Source organism: Massilia sp. X63 (assembly GCF_041023745.1).
Lineage (GTDB): Bacteria > Pseudomonadota > Gammaproteobacteria > Burkholderiales > Burkholderiaceae_D > Telluria.
On record NZ_JBFTEF010000015.1, the window covers coordinates 57,120 to 79,496 of the forward strand.

The 22,377-nt window shown below is 59.3% G+C and carries 15 protein-coding genes and 1 tRNA gene; 9 read left to right on the forward strand and 7 right to left on the reverse strand.

Annotated elements, in window-relative coordinates:
- Nucleotides 1-2: 2 nt before the first annotated feature.
- The 3 genes from AB3347_RS22265 to AB3347_RS22275 form a co-directional block, all read right to left on the reverse strand.
- On the reverse strand, nucleotides 3-1,169 hold the full coding sequence (locus AB3347_RS22265) for a radical SAM protein (RefSeq protein WP_369093905.1): 1,167 nt from the start codon (nucleotides 1,167-1,169) through the stop codon (nucleotides 3-5).
- 388 nt (nucleotides 1,170-1,557) lie between these two features.
- Entirely contained in the window at nucleotides 1,558-2,145 is a 588-nt protein-coding gene (locus AB3347_RS22270; protein WP_369093906.1) for a hypothetical protein, read from the reverse strand.
- Nucleotides 2,146-2,246: 101 nt separating this feature from the next.
- Nucleotides 2,247-2,408 carry a hypothetical protein gene (locus AB3347_RS22275; protein ID WP_369093907.1) on the reverse strand — a complete coding sequence of 54 codons (162 nt, stop codon included), beginning with the start codon at nucleotides 2,406-2,408 and terminating at the stop codon, nucleotides 2,247-2,249.
- Nucleotides 2,409-2,741: 333 nt separating this feature from the next.
- On the opposite strand from AB3347_RS22275, the gene AB3347_RS22280 reads away from it, so the two are divergent.
- From AB3347_RS22280 to AB3347_RS22320, 9 genes are read left to right on the forward strand one after another with little or no spacing between them, the layout of a single operon-like run.
- Nucleotides 2,742-3,653 carry a WYL domain-containing protein gene (locus tag AB3347_RS22280; RefSeq protein WP_369093962.1) on the forward strand — a complete coding sequence of 304 codons (912 nt, stop codon included), beginning with the start codon at nucleotides 2,742-2,744 and terminating at the stop codon, nucleotides 3,651-3,653.
- Between the two features lie 26 nt (nucleotides 3,654-3,679).
- A complete protein-coding gene (locus AB3347_RS22285) occupies nucleotides 3,680-4,480 on the forward strand; it encodes a hypothetical protein (RefSeq protein ID WP_369093908.1) in 801 nt (266 codons plus the stop codon).
- Entirely contained in the window at nucleotides 4,467-5,018 is a 552-nt protein-coding gene (locus AB3347_RS22290; protein ID WP_369093909.1) for a BREX protein BrxB domain-containing protein, read from the forward strand. The genes AB3347_RS22285 and AB3347_RS22290 overlap by 14 nt, the downstream gene beginning before the upstream one ends.
- Nucleotides 5,019-5,031: 13 nt before the next feature.
- Entirely contained in the window at nucleotides 5,032-8,472 is a 3,441-nt protein-coding gene (gene brxC, locus AB3347_RS22295) for a BREX system P-loop protein BrxC (RefSeq protein ID WP_369093910.1), read from the forward strand.
- A 13-nt stretch (nucleotides 8,473-8,485) separates the two neighbouring features.
- On the forward strand, nucleotides 8,486-11,833 hold the full coding sequence (locus tag AB3347_RS22300) for a DNA methyltransferase (protein WP_369093911.1): 3,348 nt from the start codon (nucleotides 8,486-8,488) through the stop codon (nucleotides 11,831-11,833).
- Complete coding sequence (locus tag AB3347_RS22305) at nucleotides 11,830-13,662, forward strand: DUF262 domain-containing protein (protein WP_369093912.1); 1,833 nt, start codon at nucleotides 11,830-11,832, stop codon at nucleotides 13,660-13,662. Before AB3347_RS22300 ends, AB3347_RS22305 begins: the two co-directional genes overlap by 4 nt.
- Nucleotides 13,653-16,007 (forward strand): BREX-1 system phosphatase PglZ type B, encoded by a 2,355-nt coding sequence (pglZ, locus tag AB3347_RS22310; protein ID WP_369093913.1) that lies wholly within the window; start codon nucleotides 13,653-13,655, stop codon nucleotides 16,005-16,007. Before AB3347_RS22305 ends, pglZ begins: the two co-directional genes overlap by 10 nt.
- A 3-nt stretch (nucleotides 16,008-16,010) precedes the next feature.
- The gene (gene brxL, locus AB3347_RS22315) at nucleotides 16,011-18,059 is read left to right on the forward strand and encodes a BREX system Lon protease-like protein BrxL (protein WP_023113964.1); all 2,049 of its coding nucleotides are present in this window, start codon (nucleotides 16,011-16,013) and stop codon (nucleotides 18,057-18,059) included.
- Between the two features lie 18 nt (nucleotides 18,060-18,077).
- The gene (locus AB3347_RS22320) at nucleotides 18,078-19,019 is read left to right on the forward strand and encodes a COG2958 family protein (protein ID WP_369093914.1); all 942 of its coding nucleotides are present in this window, start codon (nucleotides 18,078-18,080) and stop codon (nucleotides 19,017-19,019) included.
- Nucleotides 19,020-19,170: 151 nt separating this feature from the next.
- Here AB3347_RS22320 and AB3347_RS22325 read toward each other — a convergent pair.
- The 4 genes from AB3347_RS22325 to AB3347_RS22340 form a co-directional block, all read right to left on the reverse strand.
- Nucleotides 19,171-19,246 (reverse strand) — tRNA-Phe (locus tag AB3347_RS22325).
- A gap of 68 nt (nucleotides 19,247-19,314) precedes the next feature.
- Nucleotides 19,315-19,884, reverse strand: a complete 570-nt coding sequence (locus tag AB3347_RS22330; protein ID WP_369093915.1) for a lipocalin family protein — start codon at nucleotides 19,882-19,884, stop codon at nucleotides 19,315-19,317.
- Nucleotides 19,885-19,965: 81 nt separating this feature from the next.
- A complete protein-coding gene (locus AB3347_RS22335; protein WP_369093916.1) occupies nucleotides 19,966-20,451 on the reverse strand; it encodes an acyl-CoA thioesterase in 486 nt (161 codons plus the stop codon).
- 62 nt (nucleotides 20,452-20,513) lie between these two features.
- Nucleotides 20,514-22,301: a methyl-accepting chemotaxis protein gene (locus AB3347_RS22340; protein ID WP_369093917.1), complete on the reverse strand. Its 1,788-nt coding sequence runs from the start codon at nucleotides 22,299-22,301 to the stop codon at nucleotides 20,514-20,516.
- Nucleotides 22,302-22,377 lie beyond the last annotated feature (76 nt).

The window sequence follows — 22,377 nt, forward strand, 5'->3', positions numbered from 1 at the left end:
CCTTATTCGTTGATGGTGAACCCCTTGCGCAGCAGCTTGATTTTGTGGCGCTGTTCCACGAGGGGGCGATTGATGCTGAACAAGCTGAGGTCCCGATCACCGTCGATCAGACTCACCTGTTTGGTATTGATGGCATGACGGATGGCCGTTTCGCCGATGGTGCTGTCGAAGTGAAATTGACCCGCGCTGAAACTGACCCTATCCACGTCGAACTGCGCACCCGCGATAAATTTCATCGCGTCGGCTGGCGTGTTCATCAAGATCAATTGGATAGTCTTCCCGGCCCGTACTGACTTGCCGAGGAAGTAGCGTGGATAGCTGGTTGCCGTCTGCGATACGTCCTTGAAGGTGTAGCTAAATTGATCTTCAAGAATCCGCATCACGTCGGCATCAAGTGCGATCATGTCAATGTCTGAAAACTCAGGATGCATGCTGGGATTGATCAGATGCTTGACGATGCCGCCAAACAAACGCAGGCGCGGCTCATTCATGAAATAGTTAGCGAGGCGTTCGCCATCTTGAACGAGGTCGTGGCCTACGCTATCGACGGTCGTCAGGTATCGGCTTGCCAGGCAAAGTGCCTTGGTGACGAACACGATGCCGCTGTGTCCGAAGACTAGCTGGCTGAAGTCCAGTGGGAAAATGCTGTTGAGGTTTTCGCGCAGCACGAGGCGCTTGCCCAGTTGGCCGTAGAGCGAAAAATACTGGGGCTTTAGCGTGACGATGGCGGCGGTCGGTAGTGGCGGCAGGACCAGCGAGTATTCGATGTCAATACCCTCCCATTCGTGCTGATAGTGACCAATGGCGGCCAGCACATCAGGGTCCAGTGAGATCGATACGTAATCCACGATTCCCTTGAGCTTGGCGACATGTTGAATTTCGCGGGTGATGATGCGGACCTTGAAGCCATGCTCTTTGATGATCTGAATCATCGCCAGCAATTGCGGTTCGTATTCCTCGAACTTGTACAGAGGGTCGGCACCGCCGCTAATCGTGATAAACGATTTATCACATTGCTTGATGAAGGCTGAAATGTCCTTGGCACTTTGAGCGCCGTGCGGCAGAAGTGGTGAATCGCGCCAGTTGCAGTACGAGCAGACCTTGGCGCAACCGAACCCTTTCTTTTTCCAGTTCACGATGATCGTAAAGTTTTGAGATGCTGGTTTCATGACTTGTTCTTTCGGAGGTGGGGTGTCACGGGTCTTGTTCGCCAACGGGGGCACTAGCCAGACGGCTGAAGCGTGTTGATAAGCGAAACATGAAGCCGGTGCTTGGCGGCCAATGGATGCGAATTGGCGGTTCACCTGCGGCGCATCGCCGCCAAGTGTTACGCGACCAACTGAGGATTGGGGTAGGTGATTGACTGGTCATGATTGAAGCTTCTGGCTGGTAGGTTTAAATGGGAAACGCCCGAAGGTCCTTTACGGAGCTTCGGGCGTTTTGTTGGTAGATGACTGGACTCGGCCTTGTAGCCGTCGTTGAAGTCGTAATAGAACTTGCAGCCCAAACGTCTGGTGGCATTCCACTAAGCGATCTGCGAGGTTGCCCTGCGCAGTGCTATTTTTTGCGCGGGAGGGACAGCGTTTTTGCCTGTTCCTTTTGTTCCGGAGCCTGCGCTGTTTCGAGCGGCTTTTTGTCAGCATCCGTGATACCGACCTCAATCAGCTTTCCCGCTTCGGCAAGCATCGCTTTCTTCCATGCAGGCCAATCCCCGGATCGCACATGCTGCGTTTCTGCCTCAGGCGCTGCTGCTAGCAAACCTTCGTGCCGCAGCACGGCGACGAGAAATCCGGCGTTATTGCTGCTGCGACCGACGAAGGCGTCCTTGAGCGTTTTCGATGGAAAGGGCTTGGCGGCCGCCGTTGTGTCCAGGCACGCTTCGATCTTGGAAATGTCCACATGTTCTTTGCTGAAGTAGCCACCGCCCTTGTTGCCGGTGATGGCGATGAAAAGCAGTTGACGTTCATCGTCAGCAAGCACGTTGTAGTTGATGCTGCCTTCGGCACGTGCGCCCAGCTTGGGGGCCGTGCCGTCCTTGAGCAGCCAGAACGATTGTGGGACGGCGGCATCCGGCGTGGTCGCGTCGATGGGTGTCGATGATTCGGGAATCGTCGGCGATGTATCCGTGGGGTTTGTCTTTGTCATGTTGATCTCCTGTTGTATGTCGATGCTTCAGAAAGCAAAAATCCCCATGACTTCGCGGTCATGGGGATTCAGTTGGTTTTGGGGGGGGCGTGACGGGTCGGTCAGCGCCGGTACTTGAGCGAGAAGGCCAGGTCAAGGCTGCGTGGCAGCAAAGTCTGTTTGATTACGATTGCGCTTGCATGGTTGGTTCGCGTATTGGCCGAAGGGGTGTTGGCGTTCTTGCTTGACCACTGCCAGGTCGGTTTTGCTGTGATGTCTATCATTTGGGATTTCCTTTTCCTGGTACGAATGAGAAGGCACGAAACATATTCACGGTTTCGGGCTTTGGCTTCGGGCAGCCATGAAAATCATATATATGTGAAGAATCCCTCGCTTCGGTCTTGGGTCACGATCTTGGGGCGCAGGAGACGATGTTGCTCCGCTGAACCATTCCAATCAGCACGGTTACGCGGAAATGCATACCAGAAATCTATTGCAATAAGAAAAAGGTCGATGTATGATCTAATCAATTTGATCAGGTGTTGGGTGGGTAATGAGCAGAATGCTGTGTGATTTTGGGCTTTTCGTTGATTTTCATTGACGAGGAGCAATTGCGTATGTATTCGCAGCGTATCGGTAGCCTGAGCCAGGCTCAGCGTGAACGACTGACTTACCTTGAATTTCGCCTGTATTTCATGGGGGAAATAGGTCGCCCAGATCTTTCCGCTCGATTTGGCGTTGCCCCAGCTGGTGCCACCCGAGACATCGCAATGTATCGGGAACTGGCCCCACAAAATATCGATTTTGACAACAGCAGCAAGACTTATCGGATCAGTAGTGAGTTCGCCCCGATTTTTGAACACCCTCCGCAGCGCGTCTTATCGGCGCTCTCGCTGGGTTTCGGGGATGGGGTTGACGGGGAGCCAAGATCACTGCTTCCATGCGAGTTTCCAGTAAAACTGAGCTGCCCTCGGATGGATGTGTTAGCGCCTATCTGCCGGGCGATCTATGCCAAGCGTCCGGTAGCAATCCGCTATCAGTCTATGACTAGTGGTGAGTCAGAGCGGGTCATCGTCCCATTCGCGTTGGTCGATACAGGCCTTCGCTGGCACGTCCGGGCGTTCGACCGTAAGTCTGGTGAGTTCCGAGACTTCGTCATAACTCGTATCCAGAATCCAGTTTCTCTTAACGAAGAGTCGTTTGCGCATGAGCAGATGGATGCCGACATTCAGTGGACCAGGATAGTAGAACTGGACTTGGTTCCCCATCCACGTCTTAAGCGCCCGGAGATTATCCAGACGGATTATGGAATGAAGGACGGTGCGATCAGGATGCGCGTTCGAGCTGCAGTAGCTGGGTATATGTTGTTGCGTTGGGGAGTGGATGCGTCACCGGATCACAGCCTGAATGGTCATGAGTACAGCCTCTGGCTAAAAGATCACCTGGCCCTTTATGGAGTGATGAGTGCTGTCCTAGCACCTGGCTACCGAGCCCCTGATCAACAGCGTATCGATTTCGATGCCGATTGAGGCCACGGCATAAGGATTGAAGATAAGTGAATATTCAAAATAAAAAGAACGAAAAGCTGGAGCGGCTGGGATTCAGTTTTGAGCGCGGTGGCGTACATACCGCTCGTACGATGATGCTCGCCGAGTTGCGGACCTTGCTTTGTTATGTAGACACGAGCGCCGCAGCCAAGTCAGGCTATCTGGATGCCATCCAGACCGCCAATTGCTTGGGTAAGCGCTCCGGCAAAACGCGGACGCTGACCTTTCGGCATCTGGCCGACCTCTATGCGCTCGACCCCAGCTTATTGGTGTTTCGCGCTCTACGCTTCTTTTGGCAGCGTGATGTGGATGGGCAGCCGCTGTTGGCCGCCCTGTGCGCCTACACGCGCGACCCCATGCTTCGGGCCACCGCACCCTTCATTCTGGGATTTCCGGAAGGGGCCACCATCACTCGTGAGTCGATGGAAGATCTTATCGACGCGCAAGAGCCGGGACGCTTCAGTAAAGCCACGCTCAAGTCCACCGCGCAGAACATCAACTCGTCCTGGACTCAATCCGGCCACCTTGCTGGGCGTGTGCGCAAAGTGCGGGCCCGCGCAGTGGCGACGCCTGGCGCGGTGTCCGTAGCGCTTCTGCTTGGCTACGTGAGCGGTCTGCGCGGCGAGTCGCTGTTCAAAAGTGATTACACAAAGATGCTCGACTGTTCCTTCGAAAGGACGATGGAGTTGGCCGAGGACGCCTCACGCCGGGGCTGGATCTCGCTCAAGCGTGTCGGGCAAGTGGTCGAAGTGCTTTTCCCAAACCTGATCACCGCGCAGGAAATGGAGTGGTTACGTGAGCCGAATTAAACGACTGATTCAGTCCTACAGCAAATACGTCTCTGTGCCATGGCGTGACGACGCCGCCGCTGCCCAGCGCGTCATTTTTTGCGTGTACCACGAAACGGAAGAGCTGCGCTTGCGTGCGAAGGTCGATGAATTTGAGATCGCGACTCGCGCGGCGGGCCATGACTGGGTTGTGTTTGACCTGACCGACTCCTTTCCGAACTGGCTTGCGTCCCAGCGCTACGCCAAGAGCTATTTCCAGAAGCCCAATCTTCTGTCGACGCTGTTGCCTAAATACCTAGGCTACATTGAGGCTGAGTTCGATGCCTTCCTGCAAGACAAAAATATCAGCGGCGACTTCGTCGTGGCGCTGCAGGGCGTCGGTTCGCTGTTCGGTTTCCTGAAGGTCAAGGAAGTCGTGGACAAGCTCGCGCCCAAGGTAAAGGGCCGGCTGCTTGTGTTCTTCCCTGGCAGCTACGAAGACAACAACTACCGATTACTGGACGGGTACGACGGCTGGAACTACCTGGCGGTACCGATCACCGCAGACAAAGAATTCTGATTAAAGGGAAACCATGCTCAATCGCGACATCTATCAAAAGGACCCGTCGACCCGCAAATTGGTCAACGAGGGCGTTGCCAGCGTCAACGACGAAAAGACCAACCAGGCGCTTTCCGTGCTGCGGTACGAACTTGAGACCTTCGTCTGCGATGGCCAGTACGAAAAGGGTCTGGAGCACATCCTTGACGTTTACCTGAAGAACATCGAACAGGCCGAGCAGCCAGCCGTGTGGGTCAGCGGCTTCTATGGCTCGGGTAAATCGCACCTGGTCAAGATGCTGCGGGCCCTTTGGGTAGATAGCCAGTTTGACGATGGCGCCACTGCACGCGGTATTGCCAACCTGCCTCAAGGCGTCAGCGACTCCCTGAAAGAACTCAGCACCCAGGCCAAGCGCCACGGTGGGCTACACGCGGCGTCTGGCACCTTAGGCTCCAGCTCGCGCGACAAGTCCGTCCGCATGGCTTTACTTGGCATCCTCTTCAAGTCTGTTGGCCTGCCCGAGCAGTACCCGGTGGCGCGCTTTGTCATGTGGCTTCAGCATGAAGGCATCTACGAAGCCGTTCGCAGCCATGTTGAAAAGAGCGGCTTCGACTGGAACGAAGAACTCGACAACTTCTACGTGGCCGAGGGTCTGCACGAAGCCCTGGTCAAAGCCAAGCCTAACCTGTTCACGTCGCCAGCGTCCTGCGTCGAGACCTTGAACAATCTGTACCCCTATGTGCAGGACGTCTCCAGCGGTGACATGCTCAAAGCTATCCGCCTGGCGCTGACCCGCGACGGCAAGTTTCCGCTGACCCTGGTGGTGCTCGACGAGGTGCAGCAGTACATCGGTGAAGACAGCCAACGCTCCATCGATGTGCAGGAAGTGGTCGAAGCGTGCTGCAAGAACATCGGCGCCAAGATGCTGTTCATCGGCACCGGCCAGACCGCAGTCACAGGCACCTCCAATCTCAAGAAGCTCGAGGGCCGCTTTACTGTGCGCGTGGAGTTGTCAGATGCGGACGTAGATGCTGTGATCCGTCAGGTCATCCTGGCCAAGAAGCCAGAAGCCAAAGCCCCGGTCGAGAAAGTGATGCAAACCAACCTGGGCGAAATCTCTCGCCACTTGGCAGGTACCACGATCGGCCACCGTGGCGATGACATCCAGTTCTTTCCGCAGGACTACCCAATCCTGCCGGTGCGGCGCCGATTCTGGGAAAACACGCTGCGCGTGTTGGACCAAACCGGTACCGATAGCCAGCTTCGCAACCAGCTTTCAATGATCCACAAGGTCATCCAGACCAATGTGGACGCGCCGGTAGGCAGCGTTGTGCCAGCGGACTACCTTTACTTCGACGCAGCCGACAAGCTACTGCAGTCGCGCATCCTGCCGCGCAAGGTGCATGAGAAGACCATGGTCTGGGCCAAGGGAACCGATGACCAGCGTCTGATGGCACGGTCCTGCGGCTTGGTCTTCCTCATCAACAAGCTGGCCAGCAGTAACAACGAGATCGGTATCCGCGCCACGGTCGACACGCTGGCTGATCTGCTGGTGGAAGATCTCACACAAGGTTCCAGCGCCCTGCGCAGCAAGCTCCCCGGGTTGCTCGATAAGTGCGAGCTGCTAATGAAGGTGGGTGACGAGTACCGCATCCAAACCGAGGAAAGCGCCGCCTGGAACGACGAGTTCCTCAGCCAGCGAAACAGCCTGGCCAATGAAGCCCATCGGGTGGACGCCGAGCGCGACGACCGCATTCGGAAGAAGTTCGGCGAGATGGTACGCAAACTCTCGCTGACCCAGGGCACGTCCAAAGTGACGCGCGACATCTTCCCAGTGTTCGATGCACAGTTGCCTGCTGACGCCAGCGAGAAGGTTTGCGTTTGGGTGCGTGACGGCTGGAGCATTGACGATAATTCGGTGCGTGCCGACGCACGTCAGGCGGGCAACCAGTCGCCCACGGTGTTCGTCTTCATCCCCAAGCGTTCGGCTGACGATCTGCGCCACTTTCTTATCGACTTCAAGGCGGCCAGTGCCACGCTGGACACGCGCGGCGTGCCCAACACCGCTGAGGGAACCGAGGCCCGCTCGGCGATGGAGACCACCAAGCAAACCGCTGAAGGCAAGATCCGCGAACTGCTGCAAGAGGCCTTCTCTGGCGCCCGCGTCTTCCAGGGGGGCGGCAACGAGATCCTAGGCACCGACCTACAGGACATGACGCTAGAAGCCGCTACCAACGCGCTGCAACGCCTCTACCCGCAGTTCCATATTGCCGACCATGCTGGTTGGGAAAACGTTCTGAAGAAGGCCCAAAACGGCGCGCCAGATGCCCTCAAGAGCGTGGGCGACGACGGTGAACCCGCCAAGAACCCGGTGTGCAAAGCCATCCTGGCTTTCATTGCCGGCGGCAAGAAGGGCATCGACATCCGCAAGAACTTCGAAGGTGCCACCTACGGCTGGCCAGGTGACGCGGTGGACGGTGGCTTACAGGTGCTGCTGGTAGCTGGGCTGATCCGCGCCCAGGACGAGAAGGGTCAAACCATTGACCCGAAAGACATGGAGCGCAAGGTTATCGGCAAGACCATGTTCAAGGTCGAGTCGGCTACCGTTTCGGCTGCCCAGCGCATCCAGATTCGTAAGGTGCTGCAGAAAGTCGGCCTCAGCGCCAAGCAAGGCGAAGAACTGGCCTACGTGCCGCAGTTTCTGGTCAGCGCGCAGGAGCTTGCCAACCGCGCCGGCGGCGATGCACCTCGCCCAGCACGGCCAGAAACGAAGGGACTGGAAGAAATCCGCCTGACCGCAGGCAATGAGCAGCTGCTGGCCCTCTACAACCAGCGCGACGAACTCAGTGCCGCCATCGACACATGGACGGATCTGGCCGAACGCATCGACAAACGCCTGCCTGCATGGAACACCCTCAAGCGTCTGCTAGCCCAGGCCAACGGCTTGTCCGGTGCCGAAGTCTTGGTGGCGCAGGTTGCGCACCTGGAGCAGCAGCGCCAGCTGTTGGAGGAACCTGATCCCGTCACGCCGCTGATGGCCAGCCTCACCCAGCTACTGCGTGATGAGCTTAATCGCCTGCACGGCGAATACCAGACACGCCACAAGAATGGCATGGCGCGCCTGGACATCGATACCAACTGGAAGCAGCTGGAGCCCGAGCAGCGCAACAGCCTGTTGGCCGCCCAGAAGCTCACTCTCACCGACGCACCCAAAGTACAAGTGGCCAACACCGATGAGGTGCTGGCCACGGTGGATCGGCTCTCGCTGGGGTCCTTCGCCGACCGCGTGGCCGCCATCGACTCGCGTTTCGACGCCGTGCTGGTGGCTGCCGCTGAATTGATGGAGCCCAAGGCGCAATTCGTCAAGCTGCCCAGCCGCACCATCAAGTCTGAGGCCGAGATCGACGCCTGGCTGAACGATGCCCGACAAACCATAGCGCAGGCCCTGAAAAACGGCCCGGTCGTTCTTCACTGAGGCCTGAACACGCATGATGCAAGCTCTGGATAAAGACCTGCGCAGCGCGCTGGAGAAAACGGTTAAAGCAGCTCGCACGGTTGCTGAAGCTGCTGCGCACGCGGCGGTAGACCAACTGGGCGTTGGCCACGACAAGCCGGAAGCATTTCTGAGCGATGCCGAGAAGGCGCTGCGCAACCGCCTGCGCACCCACGGCAAACAGCTCGGTGACGCCCGTGACTCGAAAAGCACCAACCCGACTTACGGCAAGCAAGAGGTGCAGCACCTAGTGCAAGAAGTGGCCTACCAGCACTGGCACCGCATGCTCTTCGCCCGCTTCCTGGCCGACAACAACCTGCTGATGTACGACGGCGTGGCTGTCACCATCGAAGAGTGCGATGAACTGGCGCCCGACGAGGGCGCCAAGAGCGGCTGGGAGCTGGCTGGCAAGTTGGCCGCCCGCATGTTGCCGCAGGTGTTCAAGCCCGGCTCGCCAGTGTTCGAGCTGACCTTTGCACCCGAGCACCAGAGCGAGCTTGAGCGTCTGCTGAAGGATCTACCCGATGCCGTGTTCAAGGCTAGCGACAGCCTGGGCTGGGTGTACCAGTTCTGGCAAGCCGATAACAAGGAGCGCATCAACAAGTCGGAAGTGAAGATCGGCGCCGACGAGTTGCCGGCCGTCACCCAGCTCTTCACCGAGCCATACATGGTGGCTTTCTTGCTGCACAACTCGCTCGGCGCATGGTGGGCCACCCGGCATCCAGGCAAACTGTGCCCGGTCAATCTCGACTACTTCCGCACCCTGGAAGACGGTACGCCCGCTGCTGGCAAGTTCGAGGGCTGGCCCAACTCCCTGGCCGACTTCAAGCTGCTTGATCCGTGCTGCGGTTCGGGGCACTTCCTGGTGGCAGCCTTCCTGATGCTGGTGCCGATGCGCATGGCGGCGGAGGTCCTGAGTGCCAAAGAGGCGATTAACCGAGTCTTGGCCGAGAACATCCATGGGCTAGAGCTGGACCCGCGCTGCGTGGAGATCGCCGTATTCGCGGTGGCTCTGGAGGCGTGGCGCTATCCAGATGCATCTGGCAAGTCGCTCGGTGTGCGGGAGATTCCGGCCCCCAACATCGCCTGCTGCGGTCTGAAAGTAGCCGCTAAGGCTCAGGACTGGGAGGCATTGGTGCCCGATGAGGTACCAAACGCTGAGTACGTGCGCCAAGAATTACGCCAACTGCACGCAAGTTTCTCCAATGCTCCGGTACTTGGTAGCTTGCTGGACCCGGCGCGCAGTCTGAAAAATGACCTTGCTACGTCAAGTTACGAAACGCTGATAAATCTTCTGAGCAAGGCGCTAGGCACGGAACGCACTCGGAACCAATCCGATGAGGACAACGATCGTTGGGAGTTAGCCATCGGGGCTCAAGGATTACTCGAAGCTGCTCGTCTATTGTCTCAAAAGTATCACTTTGTCATCACGAATGTGCCTTACAGCGCTGGTCTGAATCTTGACGAAACTCTGCGTGGTTACATCGAGGATCACTATGCCTCCGGCAAGGCAAATCTTGCTACGGCATTCCTCCTACGATGCTCGGAATTGGCACTAAGGGATGGGGGAGTAGTCAACTTGGTTTTGCCGCAGGACTGGCTTGTTCAACCGAGTTACACGACATTCCGACGCGACCTAGTTTCGGGTGCCGCTATTAATTACATATTCCGACTCGGGCCGGGCGCATTTCGAGAAATAACCGGCGAAGTGGTCAACGTGGTTCTCCTGGGTTTCGCAAATGGCCACCCGAAGACCGGCCACTCTTATTTTGCATTGGATTGTGGAAGAGGGAGCTCCTACCTGGAGAAATCCGAATTGATTCGCTCAGGCACATTCGATGCAATATCGCAGGCAAACATCCTTAAAAATCCGGGCTACTCGATATTCCTGGCGGAGAAAGCTGAAGGATCGGCGTTTCTTGGTCAGCACGCATCCTCGGTGCAAGGCATAAAGTCGGGTGATGATGAGCGACTAACGAAATTATTCTGGGAGGTATGTCGGAGCGAAAGTCGCTGGATTCCTCTACAAAGCACAGTTAGTTCTACACGGCTTTTTGGCGGCCTCGAAGGCGTTATTGATTGGAGTGACGACGGCGGACTATTGGCTCGTAAGCAAGGTCTGCGTGCGTGGGGGAAGAGAGGCGTGGTAGTTAGCCAAATGTCGGCACTTCCATGCACGATGTACGCAGGAGGGGCCTTTGATAGCAATGTTACGGTAATTTTCCCCAGAGCAAGCGACGATGCCCCAGCGTTACTGGAGTTCGCATTCTCCGGTGAACTCTCACGGTTGGTTCGTGAATTTGACCAATCAATTAAGCCGACGAACAGTAGCTTCGAAAAGGTAGTCTTTTCTAAGCAGGATTGGGCGCGAGGGGGGATATTCAAAAGTGAAAAGCAATTTCCACTGCCGTATTCAGATGACCCGACGCAGCGCATTTTTCACGGCCACCCGCAACCTTCGACCGATCCATTGCAAGTGGCCGTCGCTCGCCTGCTCGGCTACACCTGGCCCACTGAGACGGACGAAAAGATGGAGTTGTCCGACGATGCTCGCGACTGGATTGCCAAGAGCCAAGCGCTTGTAAGTCATGCCGACAAAGACGGCATCGTTTGCATTCCGCCGGTAGGCCGCGAAGCATCGGCAAGTGATCGACTATTGAATCTGCTAGCGGATGCTTACGGTACAGACTGGAGTAATGACGTCCTGGCACAGCTGCTGAAGGCCGCTGACCACGCCGGCAAGTCGCTAGAAACCTGGCTGCGCGACAAGTTCTTTACACAGCACTGTGCGCTGTTCGGTAATCGCCCGTTTGTGTGGCACATCTGGGACGGCTTATCCGATGGCTTTGCCGCCTTGGTCAACTACCACAAGCTTGACTACAAGACGCTGGAAGCACTGATCTACACCTACCTGGGTGATTGGATCAGCCGCCAGAAGCGTGATGCCGAGAACAGCGTTGACGCAGCTCAGGAAAAATTGGCAGCCGCCGAAGCGTTGAAGAAGCGCCTGGAGTTGATCCTGGCCGGTGAGGCGCCCTACGACATCTTTGTGCGCTGGAAGCCCATCGAGCAGCAGCCCATTGGCTGGAACCCCGATCTTAACGACGGTGTGCGCCTCAACATCCGCCCCTTCCTCTCTGTTCCGGATGTCGGAAAAAAAGGGGCTGGCGTTCTGCGTGACAAACCTAAGAGTCTGCATTGGGAAAAGGACCGTGGCAGCGACGCGCCCTCTGCGCCTTGGTATGAGCTCGGCCTGCAATACGGCGGCAAGGTTGGTGACCGCGTCAACGACCACCACTTGAGCCTTGAGGAAAAACAGAAGGCACGGGAGAAGGCCAAGTGATCAAGTCGGTCAATAACTATCCAGTTTCGCAGCTCTTCGACATTGAAGCAGGCGTGGTTTATGCGATTCCGCGCTACCAGCGGGAGTACACCTGGAGCAAGGCTCAGTGGGAGTCGCTGTTTGATGACGTGCAAGAGAACGACCCCGGCTATTTCCTGGGTTCGATCATCTGCATCAACCAGACTACTGACACCTTGGCGGTACAGCGGCTGGAAGTGGTGGACGGCCAGCAGCGGCTGACGACGCTGTCGCTGCTTTTCGCTGCGGTATACCAGTCGCTAAAACTGCACGAAAAAGACCTGGATGACGATCAGCGCGTGGAGCTGATCAACCTCAAGCGCAAGCTCGTGCTGAAGAAGGGAGACGACCAGTTGCGCGTCATCCCGCAGATTCAGAATAACAACCAGAGCGACTACCGTGCCGTCTTGTCCGACGTGGGCGTGATCAGCCCCTTTGATACGCCAGCCTATGCGGGCAACCGCAAGATCTTCCGCGCTTTCCGCTACTTCCAGGCACGCATCGAAGAGATGGTGAATGGTGGGAGCGATCGCCTGGCGTTGATCATGGCCTTTCTCGACAAGGTGAGCCAGGCCTGCTTGGTGAAGATCGAAGTGGCCAGCCACGCTGATGCCTACACACTGTTTGAGTCGCTCAACAACCGTGGCATGCCGCTCACGGCCATCGACCTGATCAAGAACAAGCTGCTGGCGCGGCTGGAGACCGCCGAGCCCGGCAAGGTTGACCACTACTTTGATGTTTGGAACAAGCTGTTGGGGTATCTGGGCGACGACTACAGCGTCCAAGAGCGCTTCTTCCGGCACTACTACAACGCGTTCAAAGACCCCCTGAACGTGCCGTTCCGCAAGGACGAGGACAAGAAGAAGGACCCTCTGGGCCCGGTGGCCACACGGTCTAATCTGATCCAGATCTACGAGAAGCTGATCAATCAGGACGCCAAGCACCACCTTCAGGCTATTCGCTCCGCTGGCCAGCTATATGCGTTGATGCTGGGCCGGAATACGGACGAGGCCTGGGCTCCGCTGGACAAGCCACTGAAGGACCTGGACCGCATTCAGGGCGCTCCGTCTTACCTGTTGATGCTGTACCTGTTGGTGCGACGTGAGGCGCTGGGCATCGACGTAGCGCAGCTCGAAGAGATTGCGCGGCTGCTGGTCTGCTTCTTCGTTCGACGCAACCTCACCGATACGCCGCCCACCCGTGACCTGACGCGCCTGTTCATGGCCACCATCGATAAGGTGGCAGAGCTTTCGGGGGCCGCCGTGGTGAAGATCATCTGCGACGAGTTGCTGGCAGTGTCGGCAAGCGATGCGACTTTCCGCAACAAGCTCGAAGGCGCGATCTACGAGGAGAACGCCGGGGTCACCCGGTTTGTGCTGTGCGCCTTGGCCGAGCAGAGCATGACCAAGGAGACATGGGTCGATCTGTGGAAATATGAAGGCAAGCTCTTCGTGTGGACCATTGAGCACATCTTCCCCCAAGGCGACAACATCCCCGCGTCATGGGTGACGATGATTGCTGACGGCGATGCGAAGAAAGCGAAGGCCATTCAAGAGACCCACGTTCACAAGCTGGGCAACCTGACGATCTCCGGTTTCAACAGCGCGCTGGGCAACAAAAGCTTCAAAGACAAGCGTGACCGCACCGATAGCAAGGGCCGCGAGGTCGGCTACAAGAACGGACTCAAGCTCAACGCTGAATTGGCGACGGCCGAGGCGTGGAGCGTGGCGCAGATCGATGCGCGGACCGCCACGCTGGTTGACCAGGTGATGAGCCTCTTCGCCATGACGGAGACTCAGCCATGCGCGTGATCGAGCATCTGGTGAAAACACTGCGCGACTCGGCGATTTTCAATCCCGAGGTTCAAGTCGCGCCCTCGTGCATCCTGTGGCCCGACAAAGACCGCCAGTGGGAGGCGGTGATTCCACGCCTTCAGAGCGAATTGGCAGAGCTGCTGGTACTGGGCGAGTACGCCCCAGAAAATCGTGTGGGCCCAGCCATCTGGCTGCGCTGTGTGATCGCGGGCAATGCGCCCGATGTCACCCTGCCAGCCGACCATGTGCCGGTGTTCTACCTGCCTGGGGTGAGCCGCCAGGACCTGCGAGCGATCGAGGACTGCCCTGAGCTCTTGAAGCCCCTTGCTGAGCTGCAGTACCGGGGCGTGATCTGGTCTCAAGCCAATGCCAAGGACTGGACCATCATGGCCTTCTTGAAATCTGACCAAGGCGGCATGGGTCTGGATGTGGCGCAGGACAACGATGCCAAGAATGCCATGCAACTTGCGCTGTACCGGCTGCTGGATGAAGAGCTTGAACTGCTGAAGGGCAAACGGCTGGATAAGGACTACTTCAATACTTTGCTGACTGGCGGCGACCCGGTGCGCGACCTGCTGCAGTGGCTGGATCTCGGCGATGCGTTCCAGGCCACGCGCGGCACCAACGAGTGGAAGGCTTTTGTTGAGGTCTGCAAGTCACAGCTGGCGTTCAACCCCCAAGCTGACGGCGTTCTGGCCGGTGCAAGCAAATTGGCGACGCGCGAGGGGCCCTGGCATTCGGTGTGGGAACGCTACGGCGAGGCGCCGAAGCGTTACCCCAACATCCCGAGCCGAATCCGTCAGTGCAAGCCACCGATTTTTGACCTCTTCGTCACGGCTGACTCTGCTGGTGGCTGGCCACAGTGGAACGAGGAACAGGAGCAAGCACTCCATCGTGACTTGCTCGCCTTAAGCCATATGCCGGCGCACGAGGCGAGGAAGCGGGTGCTGGAATTGGAGAGGACCCATGCGCCGCGCCGTGAGTTGGTGTGGGCTGAGTTGGGTGAATCGCCGCTGGCGCTGGCCGCCAAGCACCTAGCATTGGTTGCGGAAGTAACCAAGACGGCGTTAGCGGCTGGCTCAGTTGCGGACTTGCAGGCCGGTTATGCCACGCAGGGCTGGCGCGCCGACGATGCGATTCTGTCGGCGCTGGCGTGCGTAGACAAAGTGGCGGATGTTGATGCGGTGACGGCTGCCGCCCGGGCGATCTATCTACCCTGGCTGGAGGAGTCTGCGCGCTACCTGCAGAAACTGGTCGATGGATCGAGCTACCCCGGAGGGACGATTGCCAGTGCCAGTGCCAGTGCCAAGGCCTTCGCCACCGCCAAGGGTGAGTGTGTGCTTTTCGTGGATGGCTTGCGCTTTGACGCGGCCCGCCGTCTCTCGGCGACCCTGGAGGCGCGCGGCTGCCTGGTGGCGGAGAACATCGGCTGGACGGCATTGCCCAGCGTGACCGCGACAGGCAAAGCGGCTGCTTCCCCAGTAAGGACCAAGATCAGCGGCACCGACGACTGCGACGACTTTGAGCCTTGCGTCGCCGCCACTGGCCAGTCGCTCAAGGGCGGCTACCACTTGAAGAAGCTGCTGAACGATAACCACTGGAAAGTGCTGGAGCGCACTGAGAATGGTCACGGCCAGGGTAACGCGTGGTGCGAGTTTGGCGACATCGACAACGAGGGACATGCGCGGGGCTGGAAACTTGCCAAGCACATAGACGCGCTTCTCGCAGAAATTGCAGAACGCATCGCCACCTTGTTGGCTGCAGGCTGGAACAGCGTTAGGGTGGTGACTGACCACGGCTGGCTACTTATGCCGGGCAAGTTACCCACGATCCAAATGTCCAAGGACCTCACTGACAACAAATGGGGACGCTGCGCCTCAATCAAGCCTGGAGCTTCCACCAGTGAGCGTTTGTACCCTTGGTTTTGGAACCCCAATCAGCAGTTCGCGCTGGCGGACGGTGTGAGCTGCTATGGCAAATCGGTGGATTACAACCACGGCGGATTGAGTTTGCAGGAGTGTCTGACGCTGGAGTTGATGGTGACCCGAAGAGGGAACGCTTTAGGCAAGCAGGTAGTCGAGGTCACCGACATCGCCTGGAAGGGTTTGCGCTGCACGGTAGCTGTGGATGGCCAGTACGCGAATTTGTCCGTGGATATTCGCACCCAGGCTGGCGACCCGGCGTCCAGCGTGGTCGTGAGCGTGAAGTCGTTCAAGGACAACGGCACCGCATCGGTGGTTGTTGAGAACGAAGAACTGCAAGGCCGCGCGGCGTTTTTGGTCCTGCTCAGCGCATCGGGCGAGCTGGCGGCAGAGGCAAACACCGTGATTGGCGGAGGATGATGAATGATTGAATTGGATCAGATAGACAAGAAAGCCGCCTCGGTACTCGACGGGTATCTGGTCCGGAAAGACTTGGTCCGCACCTTTAGTCGGCAATTTCCGGTACCCACATACGTGGTCGAGTTCATGCTCGGGAGGTATTGCGCCAGCACGGATCAGGAAGAAATTGACGAAGGGCTAGAGATTGTTCAACGCCAGCTCAAGTCCCGCACGGTGCGGGCCGGCGAGGAGGAACTGTTCAAGGCAAAGGCTCTGGAGACTGGCGAGGTAAAGATCATTGACCTCGTGACGGCGCGTGTCGACAACAAGGGCGAGTACGTTGCAAGTTTGCCGAGCCTGCGGCTGACGGATGTGCGGATCAGCAGCGAGCTGGTGAACCAACACGAACGCATGCTGACGGGAGGCTTCTATGCCGAGCTGGGCGTGACGTTTGATGTGGCAATCGCGCAGGAAGCCAAGGGGCGTCCGTTTGGGATCACCTCCCTGCGGGAGATTCAGCTATCGAAACGCGACGTGCTGGAGACACTGTCCAAGGCGCGCGCCGAATTCACGAGCGAGGAGTGGAAGTCGTTTCTGCTCCGGTCCATTGGGATTGAACCCGCTGGTTTGAACGAGCGGCAGAAGAATGCGCTGCTACTGCGCATGGTGCCGTTCGTCGAGCGCAACTACAACCTGGTTGAACTCGGGCCTCGCGGCACCGGTAAGAGCCATCTGTTCCAGCAGGTCTCGCCCTACGCTCACCTTGTATCAGGCGGAAAAGCTACCGTTGCCAAGATGTTCGTGGAAAACACGGCCAGAGGTCGTAGGGGCTTGGTTTGCCAATACGACGTGGTCTGCTTCGATGAGGTGTCGGGCATCTCCTTCGACCAGAAGGATGGCGTGAACATCATGAAAGGCTACATGGAGTCCGGTGAATTCAGTCGAGGCAAAGAGAGCATTCGCGCCGATGGCAGCATCGTGATGGTAGGCAATTTCGACGTCGATGTAGAGCACCAGCAGCGCATCGGCCACCTCTTTGGGCCGATGCCGCCAGAAATGCGGGACGACACCGCCTTCATGGACCGCATCCACGCATTCCTGCCGGGTTGGGACGTGCCCAAGATCAACAAGGACTTGGTCACCAACCACTTCGGCCTAGTCAGCGACTTCCTGTCCGAGTGCTGGAGCCAGCTCCGCAATCAGAGCCGCGTGAGCGAATTGCAAAACCGCGTGTTCTTTGGCGGTGCCTTGTCTGGCCGCGATACGAATGCGATTAACAAGACAGTCAGCGGTTTGCTCAAGCTGCTCTATCCCAGCTCGGATGCCGCTGTGCCGGACGAAGACCTGGAGTGGGCGGTTCGCATCGCCATGGAAGTTCGGCGCCGAGTCAAAGAGCAACAGAAGAGAGTTGGTGCCGCAGAGTTTAGGAACACTCACTTCAGCTACATCATGGGCGCGGACGGGGTCGAGAAGTTCGTTTCTACGCCGGAGCTGCAAAGCGAAAATAGCATCGGCGGCGATCCGCTAGAGCCAGGTCAGGTGTGGTCTATTAGCCCAGGTGGTGGCGAAGAAAACTCGGGGCTTTACCGCATTGAGGTCAATGAAGGCCCGGGGAATGGCTTGAAGGTGCTCAACAAACCCATTCCTCCAGCGTTCCGCGAGAGCATTGGCTTCGCCGAGCAGAATCTGTACGCCAGATCCACGCAGTTGGTTGGTGACAAAGATCCCAGACAGCACGAGTTTACTGTGCAGCTTCGGGCGTTTGACGCTGCCAAGTCCGGCGCGAAGCTGGGCGTGGCCTCGTTGGTGGCCTTATGCACGTCGCTCTTGAAGCGAAGCGTTCGCGGCGGCTTGATCATCGTTGGCGAGATCAACCTCGGCGGCTCAATCGAACCAGTCCACAACGCGGTCACGATCGCTGAGATCGCCGTTGAGAAAGGCGCGACCTCATTACTCATGCCGGTGGCGTGTCGGCGCCAGTTGGTCGACTTGTCCGATGACATGGCGACCAAGATTGACATCCAGTTCTACTCCGACGCCCGAGACGCGTTGCTGAAGGCCATGGCCGAGTGAACCCAAAGGAACAACACTATGGCTCTTAACCTTGGCAAGGCGGTCGTCGACTTCTTGACCGCGCATCCTGAAGAGAAATTCTCCGCTCGACAAATTGCCGAGTGGCTTGTCGCGACCTTTCCGGACGAGTGTAGCGCCAAGAAGGCCAGCAGCCAGGCGCTGGAGACGGACGCGGACCTTCTGCAGCAGTTGGTGGCGGAAATTGGCTCACAGCGCCCGCGCTTGCAGAAGAAGCATCCCCGTCTCAAGACTACCGAAGGCCGCCCCCGCAAATACTACGTCTCGGAGAAATCCGACAGCGCTGAGGTCGCAGCAGCGGAAAACGTCGGCGTCGCTGCTCCGGTCGGAAAAGAGGATGCAAAGATCGGGGAACATGGTCTGTATCCGTTGCTGAGCGCCTATCTGTGGGCCGAGTTTGGAGTGTACTCAAAGCGCATCGATGAGAAACGTTCGTCAAATAAACGTGGACCCAATGGCAACCGTTGGCTCTATCCGGACCTGGTTGGTATGGAGGACCTGGGCGCCGACTGGCACCAAGAGATCAAGGACTGCGTAAATCAGTATTCAGACAAGCGCACCAAGTTGTGGTCGTTCGAGGTCAAGCTATTGATCAACCGGTCGAACGTCCGTGAGTGCTTCTTTCAGTCTGTTTCAAACTCATCATGGTCGAATTTCGGATATCTTGTGGCTGCCGAGATCGAGGGCCAGGACACGCTCAAGGAACTGCGAATGCTGTTCGCTGCCCACGGGATCGGCTTGATCAAACTGGATGCCGACAATCCAGCAGAAAGTCAGGTCTTGATTCCAGCCCGCGAAAGGGACGAAATCGATTGGGACATGGCCAACCGGTTGGCCACCGAGAACCCGGATTTTCTGGAGTATGTGAAATTAGTAAAACAGTTCTACCAGACCGGCGAAGCGCGGCTGGCGGATTGGGATGCGTCCGAGGCGACAAACTAAAGGTAGTTACTGTTCGCAGGCCAAATTAAGGCTTTAAGAGAAACTCTTGGTTGTCGAGATGGCTACCGGAAATCGACCGGACACAAGGACTTTTCGTCCGACAAACAAAAACGCCAACCGGTGAGGGTTGGCGTTTCGTGAGGTATGTTCTTGGTGGCCCGGGGCGGAATCGAACCACCGACACAAGGATTTTCAATCCTCTGCTCTACCAACTGAGCTACCAGGCCAAGGGCTCGCATTCTAGCACAAGCGTTTCCGCGGCGGTAGTGCTTCTGCGAAATCTCCGCGTCCGGCCTTACTGTGCCTGTGTGGTCGGCACCAGGCGGCTCATGTCCAGTCCCTTGGCGGCCAGGCGCCCCAGCAGGGCCTCGTACGCGGCCGGCTCGACCTTCGGCGTGCGCGACAGGATCCACAGGTATTCCCGCTTGGGCTCGCTGACCGCGGACAGCTGGTAGTCCGGGTCGAGGTCGATCACCCAGTAGTCGCCCCAGACCATCGGCAGCCAGGACAGGAAGGCCGGCGCGAAGCGCACCTCCAGCTTCGGTGAGCTGGGGCCGCCCAGCTGGCGCGCCACGGCTTCGGCGACCTCGGTGCCGCCATCGGCGCGCCGGCAGCGGTTGACCACGTCGACCCGGCCGTCCTCGCGCAGGCTGTAGGTGGCGGTGGTGAAGCCGGTGCACTTCTTCTGGAAGGAATTCGGAAATTTTGCGATCTCGTACCAGGTGCCCATGTAGCGCTTCGCGTCGAGTGCGGGGATGGTGGCGAGGGGGGCGGCGGCGCCTGCCGGCTGGTCGGCGGCGCGGACGGCGGGCGCGGACGAGAGCAACAGGGCCGCGATCAGCGGTGCAAGCAAGGCAGTTTTCATATGGGTGTCCGGGAATGGTCGAGCTTCAATGGTAGCCAAGCCCGGCGTGCACCGACGCACGGCAGGCTTGGCCGGGGCGGTTCAGGCGCGCGCGGCGGCGCGTTCGGCGTAGCGGCGTTCGAGTTCCAGGCGGGCGGCCTTGCGCGCCTTGGCTTCCTCGAAGCGGCGCTGTTCGTCCGGCGTCGATGGCTGCAGGGGCGGCACCGCGACCGGCTTGCGCCCGTCGTCCACGGCCACCATCGTGAAGAAGCAGCTGTTCACGTGGCGCACCGCCTGCGAGCGGATGTCCTCGGCGATCACCTTGATGCCGATCTCCATCGAGCTGCGTCCGGCATAGTTCACCGAGGCCAGGAAGGTCACCAGCTCGCCGACGTGGATCGGCTGGCGGAAAGTCACCTGGTCGACGCTCATCGTCACCACGTAGCGGCCGGCATAGCGGCTGGCGCAGGCATAGGCCACCTGGTCGAGCAGCTTCAGGATGGTGCCGCCGTGGACGTTACCGGAAAAGTTGGCCGTGTCCGGGGTCATCAGGACCGTCATCGACAGCTGGTGGGAAGGCAGGTTCATGCGGGACTCGATCGTCAATAAAGATATTGCTATGGTGCTTCAGAATCGCCCGGCCGGCAATCTCAGAACTCTTCCCACTCCGCTTCCGCGGCCTTGCGCTGGGTCGCACCGGACGGGGCAGGGCGGCCGACGGGTTTGGCGGGCCCGGCCGGCTCTGCCGCCGGCGTGCGTTTGGCCGAGGGCGCAGCCGCCCTGGCGGCGCGCGTGGCGTCGGTTGGCGCTTCCGCCTTGCGCGGCCCGGCCACGCGGGAGGCCGGGCGTGGCGCCGGCTTGGCTGCCGCGGCGCGTGCCGGCCGCTCGGCCAGCTCGAACACCGCCACCAGCTGGCCCAGGCGCACGGCCTGCTCCTTCATCGACTCGGTGGCGGCAGCCGATTCTTCCACCAGGGTCGCGTTCTGCTGGGTGACGCCGTCCATGTCCGCCACCGCGCGGTGCACCTGCTGGATGCCGCTGGACTGTTCTTTGCTCGAATCGACGATCTCGCCCATGATCGCGGTCACCCGGCCGATGCTCTCGACGATGCCGGTCATGGTCGTACCGGCGCGGCCGGCCAGGTCGGCGCCCTGCGACACGCGCTGCGTCGAGTCGTCGATCAGCTCCTTGATTTCCTTCGCCGCGGCCGCCGAACGCTGGGCCAGGTTGCGTACCTCGCCGGCCACCACCGCGAAGCCGCGCCCCTGCTCGCCGGCGCGCGCGGCTTCCACCGCCGCATTCAGGGCCAGGATATTGGTCTGGAAGGCGATGCCGTCGATGACCCCGATGATGTCGACGATGCGCGCCGACGAGGCGTTGATGGCGCCCATGGTGTCGACCAGCTGGCCCACCATCGCGCCGCCCTGCTGCGCCACGGTCGAGGCGGTGACCGCGAGCCCGTTCGCTTCTTCGGCGCTGGCGGCGCTGTGCTGGACCGCGTGCGCCAGTTCGTTCATGGAGGAGGCGGTCTGCTCCAGGGCCGCCGCCTGGCTTTCGGTACGGCGCGACAGTTCCTGCGCTTCGCTGGCCATCGCATCCACCGAGGCGCCGATGGTGGCGGTGCCTTCGCGGACCTGGCCGACGATGCCGGCCAGGCTGTCGCGCATGTGCCGCAGGGCGTGCAGCAGGCTCGATTGGTCGCCCGCGCGCAGGTCGATCCGCACGTTCAGCTTGCCGGCCGCGATCTCCTCGGCCACGCGCGCCGCCTCGGCCGGCTCGCCGCCCAGGCACCGGAACAGCGTGTGCGCGAACAGCATCGAGGCGGCGATGCTGCCGGCCAGGCTCAGCAGCCACAGGGAGACCAGCATGGCGGTGCTGGCGCGGGCGTCGTCCAGCACCGCCGCGGCGCCGGCGTCGATCGCCTTGTGCTGCAGCGCCTGCAGCGCCGACACCTTGTCCAGGTAAAGCTGGGTGGCCGGCAGGAAAGCGCGCTCATACAGCGCGGTCGCCTCGGCCGCCTGGCCGTCGGTCTTCAGCTTCATCACCCGGTCGCGGCTGGCGATGTACTGGCTGCGCGCTTCGACGATCGCGCCGAACAAGGCCTTTTCTTCCGCCGTGTCGAGCAGTGCGCCGACCTGTTCCTGCAGCACGCTGGTGCGCCGGCTCGATTCGGTGCTTTCGGCCGCGAAGGCCTTGGCCAATTCCGGATCGCTCGAGCGGGCGACCGCGGCGGTGCGCTTGGCCGACACCGAGGTGTTGAGCAGCCAATGCGAGCTCAGGCGCTCCTTGATCAGCGGGCGCTGGGTGAGCGCCTCGGTTGCGCCGGACATGAGCTGCAGGCGCCAGACCGCGACGGCGGTCACCATGGCGGACACGAGGATGACGAAGGCAAAGGCGATGCGGAGTTGGGCACGGACACTGGACACGGCTTTGAACACGTTTGCTCCCGGGTGGCTGGTGGACTTCCATGCTGGCGCGGCCTGCCCCGGAAGGGGGCAGGGCTGCACCTCGTCG

Coding starts and splice junctions, on each gene's coding strand:
- AB3347_RS22265 (WP_369093905.1), bottom strand. CDS start 1,169: ATGAAACCAGCATCTCAAAACTTTACGATCATCGTGAACTGGAAAAAG.
- AB3347_RS22270 (WP_369093906.1), bottom strand. CDS start 2,145: ATGACAAAGACAAACCCCACGGATACATCGCCGACGATTCCCGAATCA.
- AB3347_RS22275 (WP_369093907.1), bottom strand. CDS start 2,408: ATGATAGACATCACAGCAAAACCGACCTGGCAGTGGTCAAGCAAGAAC.
- AB3347_RS22280 (WP_369093962.1), top strand. CDS start 2,742: ATGTATTCGCAGCGTATCGGTAGCCTGAGCCAGGCTCAGCGTGAACGA.
- brxC (WP_369093910.1), top strand. CDS start 5,032: ATGCTCAATCGCGACATCTATCAAAAGGACCCGTCGACCCGCAAATTG.
- AB3347_RS22300 (WP_369093911.1), top strand. CDS start 8,486: ATGATGCAAGCTCTGGATAAAGACCTGCGCAGCGCGCTGGAGAAAACG.
- pglZ (WP_369093913.1), top strand. CDS start 13,653: ATGCGCGTGATCGAGCATCTGGTGAAAACACTGCGCGACTCGGCGATT.
- brxL (WP_023113964.1), top strand. CDS start 16,011: ATGATTGAATTGGATCAGATAGACAAGAAAGCCGCCTCGGTACTCGAC.
- AB3347_RS22320 (WP_369093914.1), top strand. CDS start 18,078: ATGGCTCTTAACCTTGGCAAGGCGGTCGTCGACTTCTTGACCGCGCAT.
- AB3347_RS22330 (WP_369093915.1), bottom strand. CDS start 19,884: ATGAAAACTGCCTTGCTTGCACCGCTGATCGCGGCCCTGTTGCTCTCG.
- AB3347_RS22335 (WP_369093916.1), bottom strand. CDS start 20,451: ATGAACCTGCCTTCCCACCAGCTGTCGATGACGGTCCTGATGACCCCG.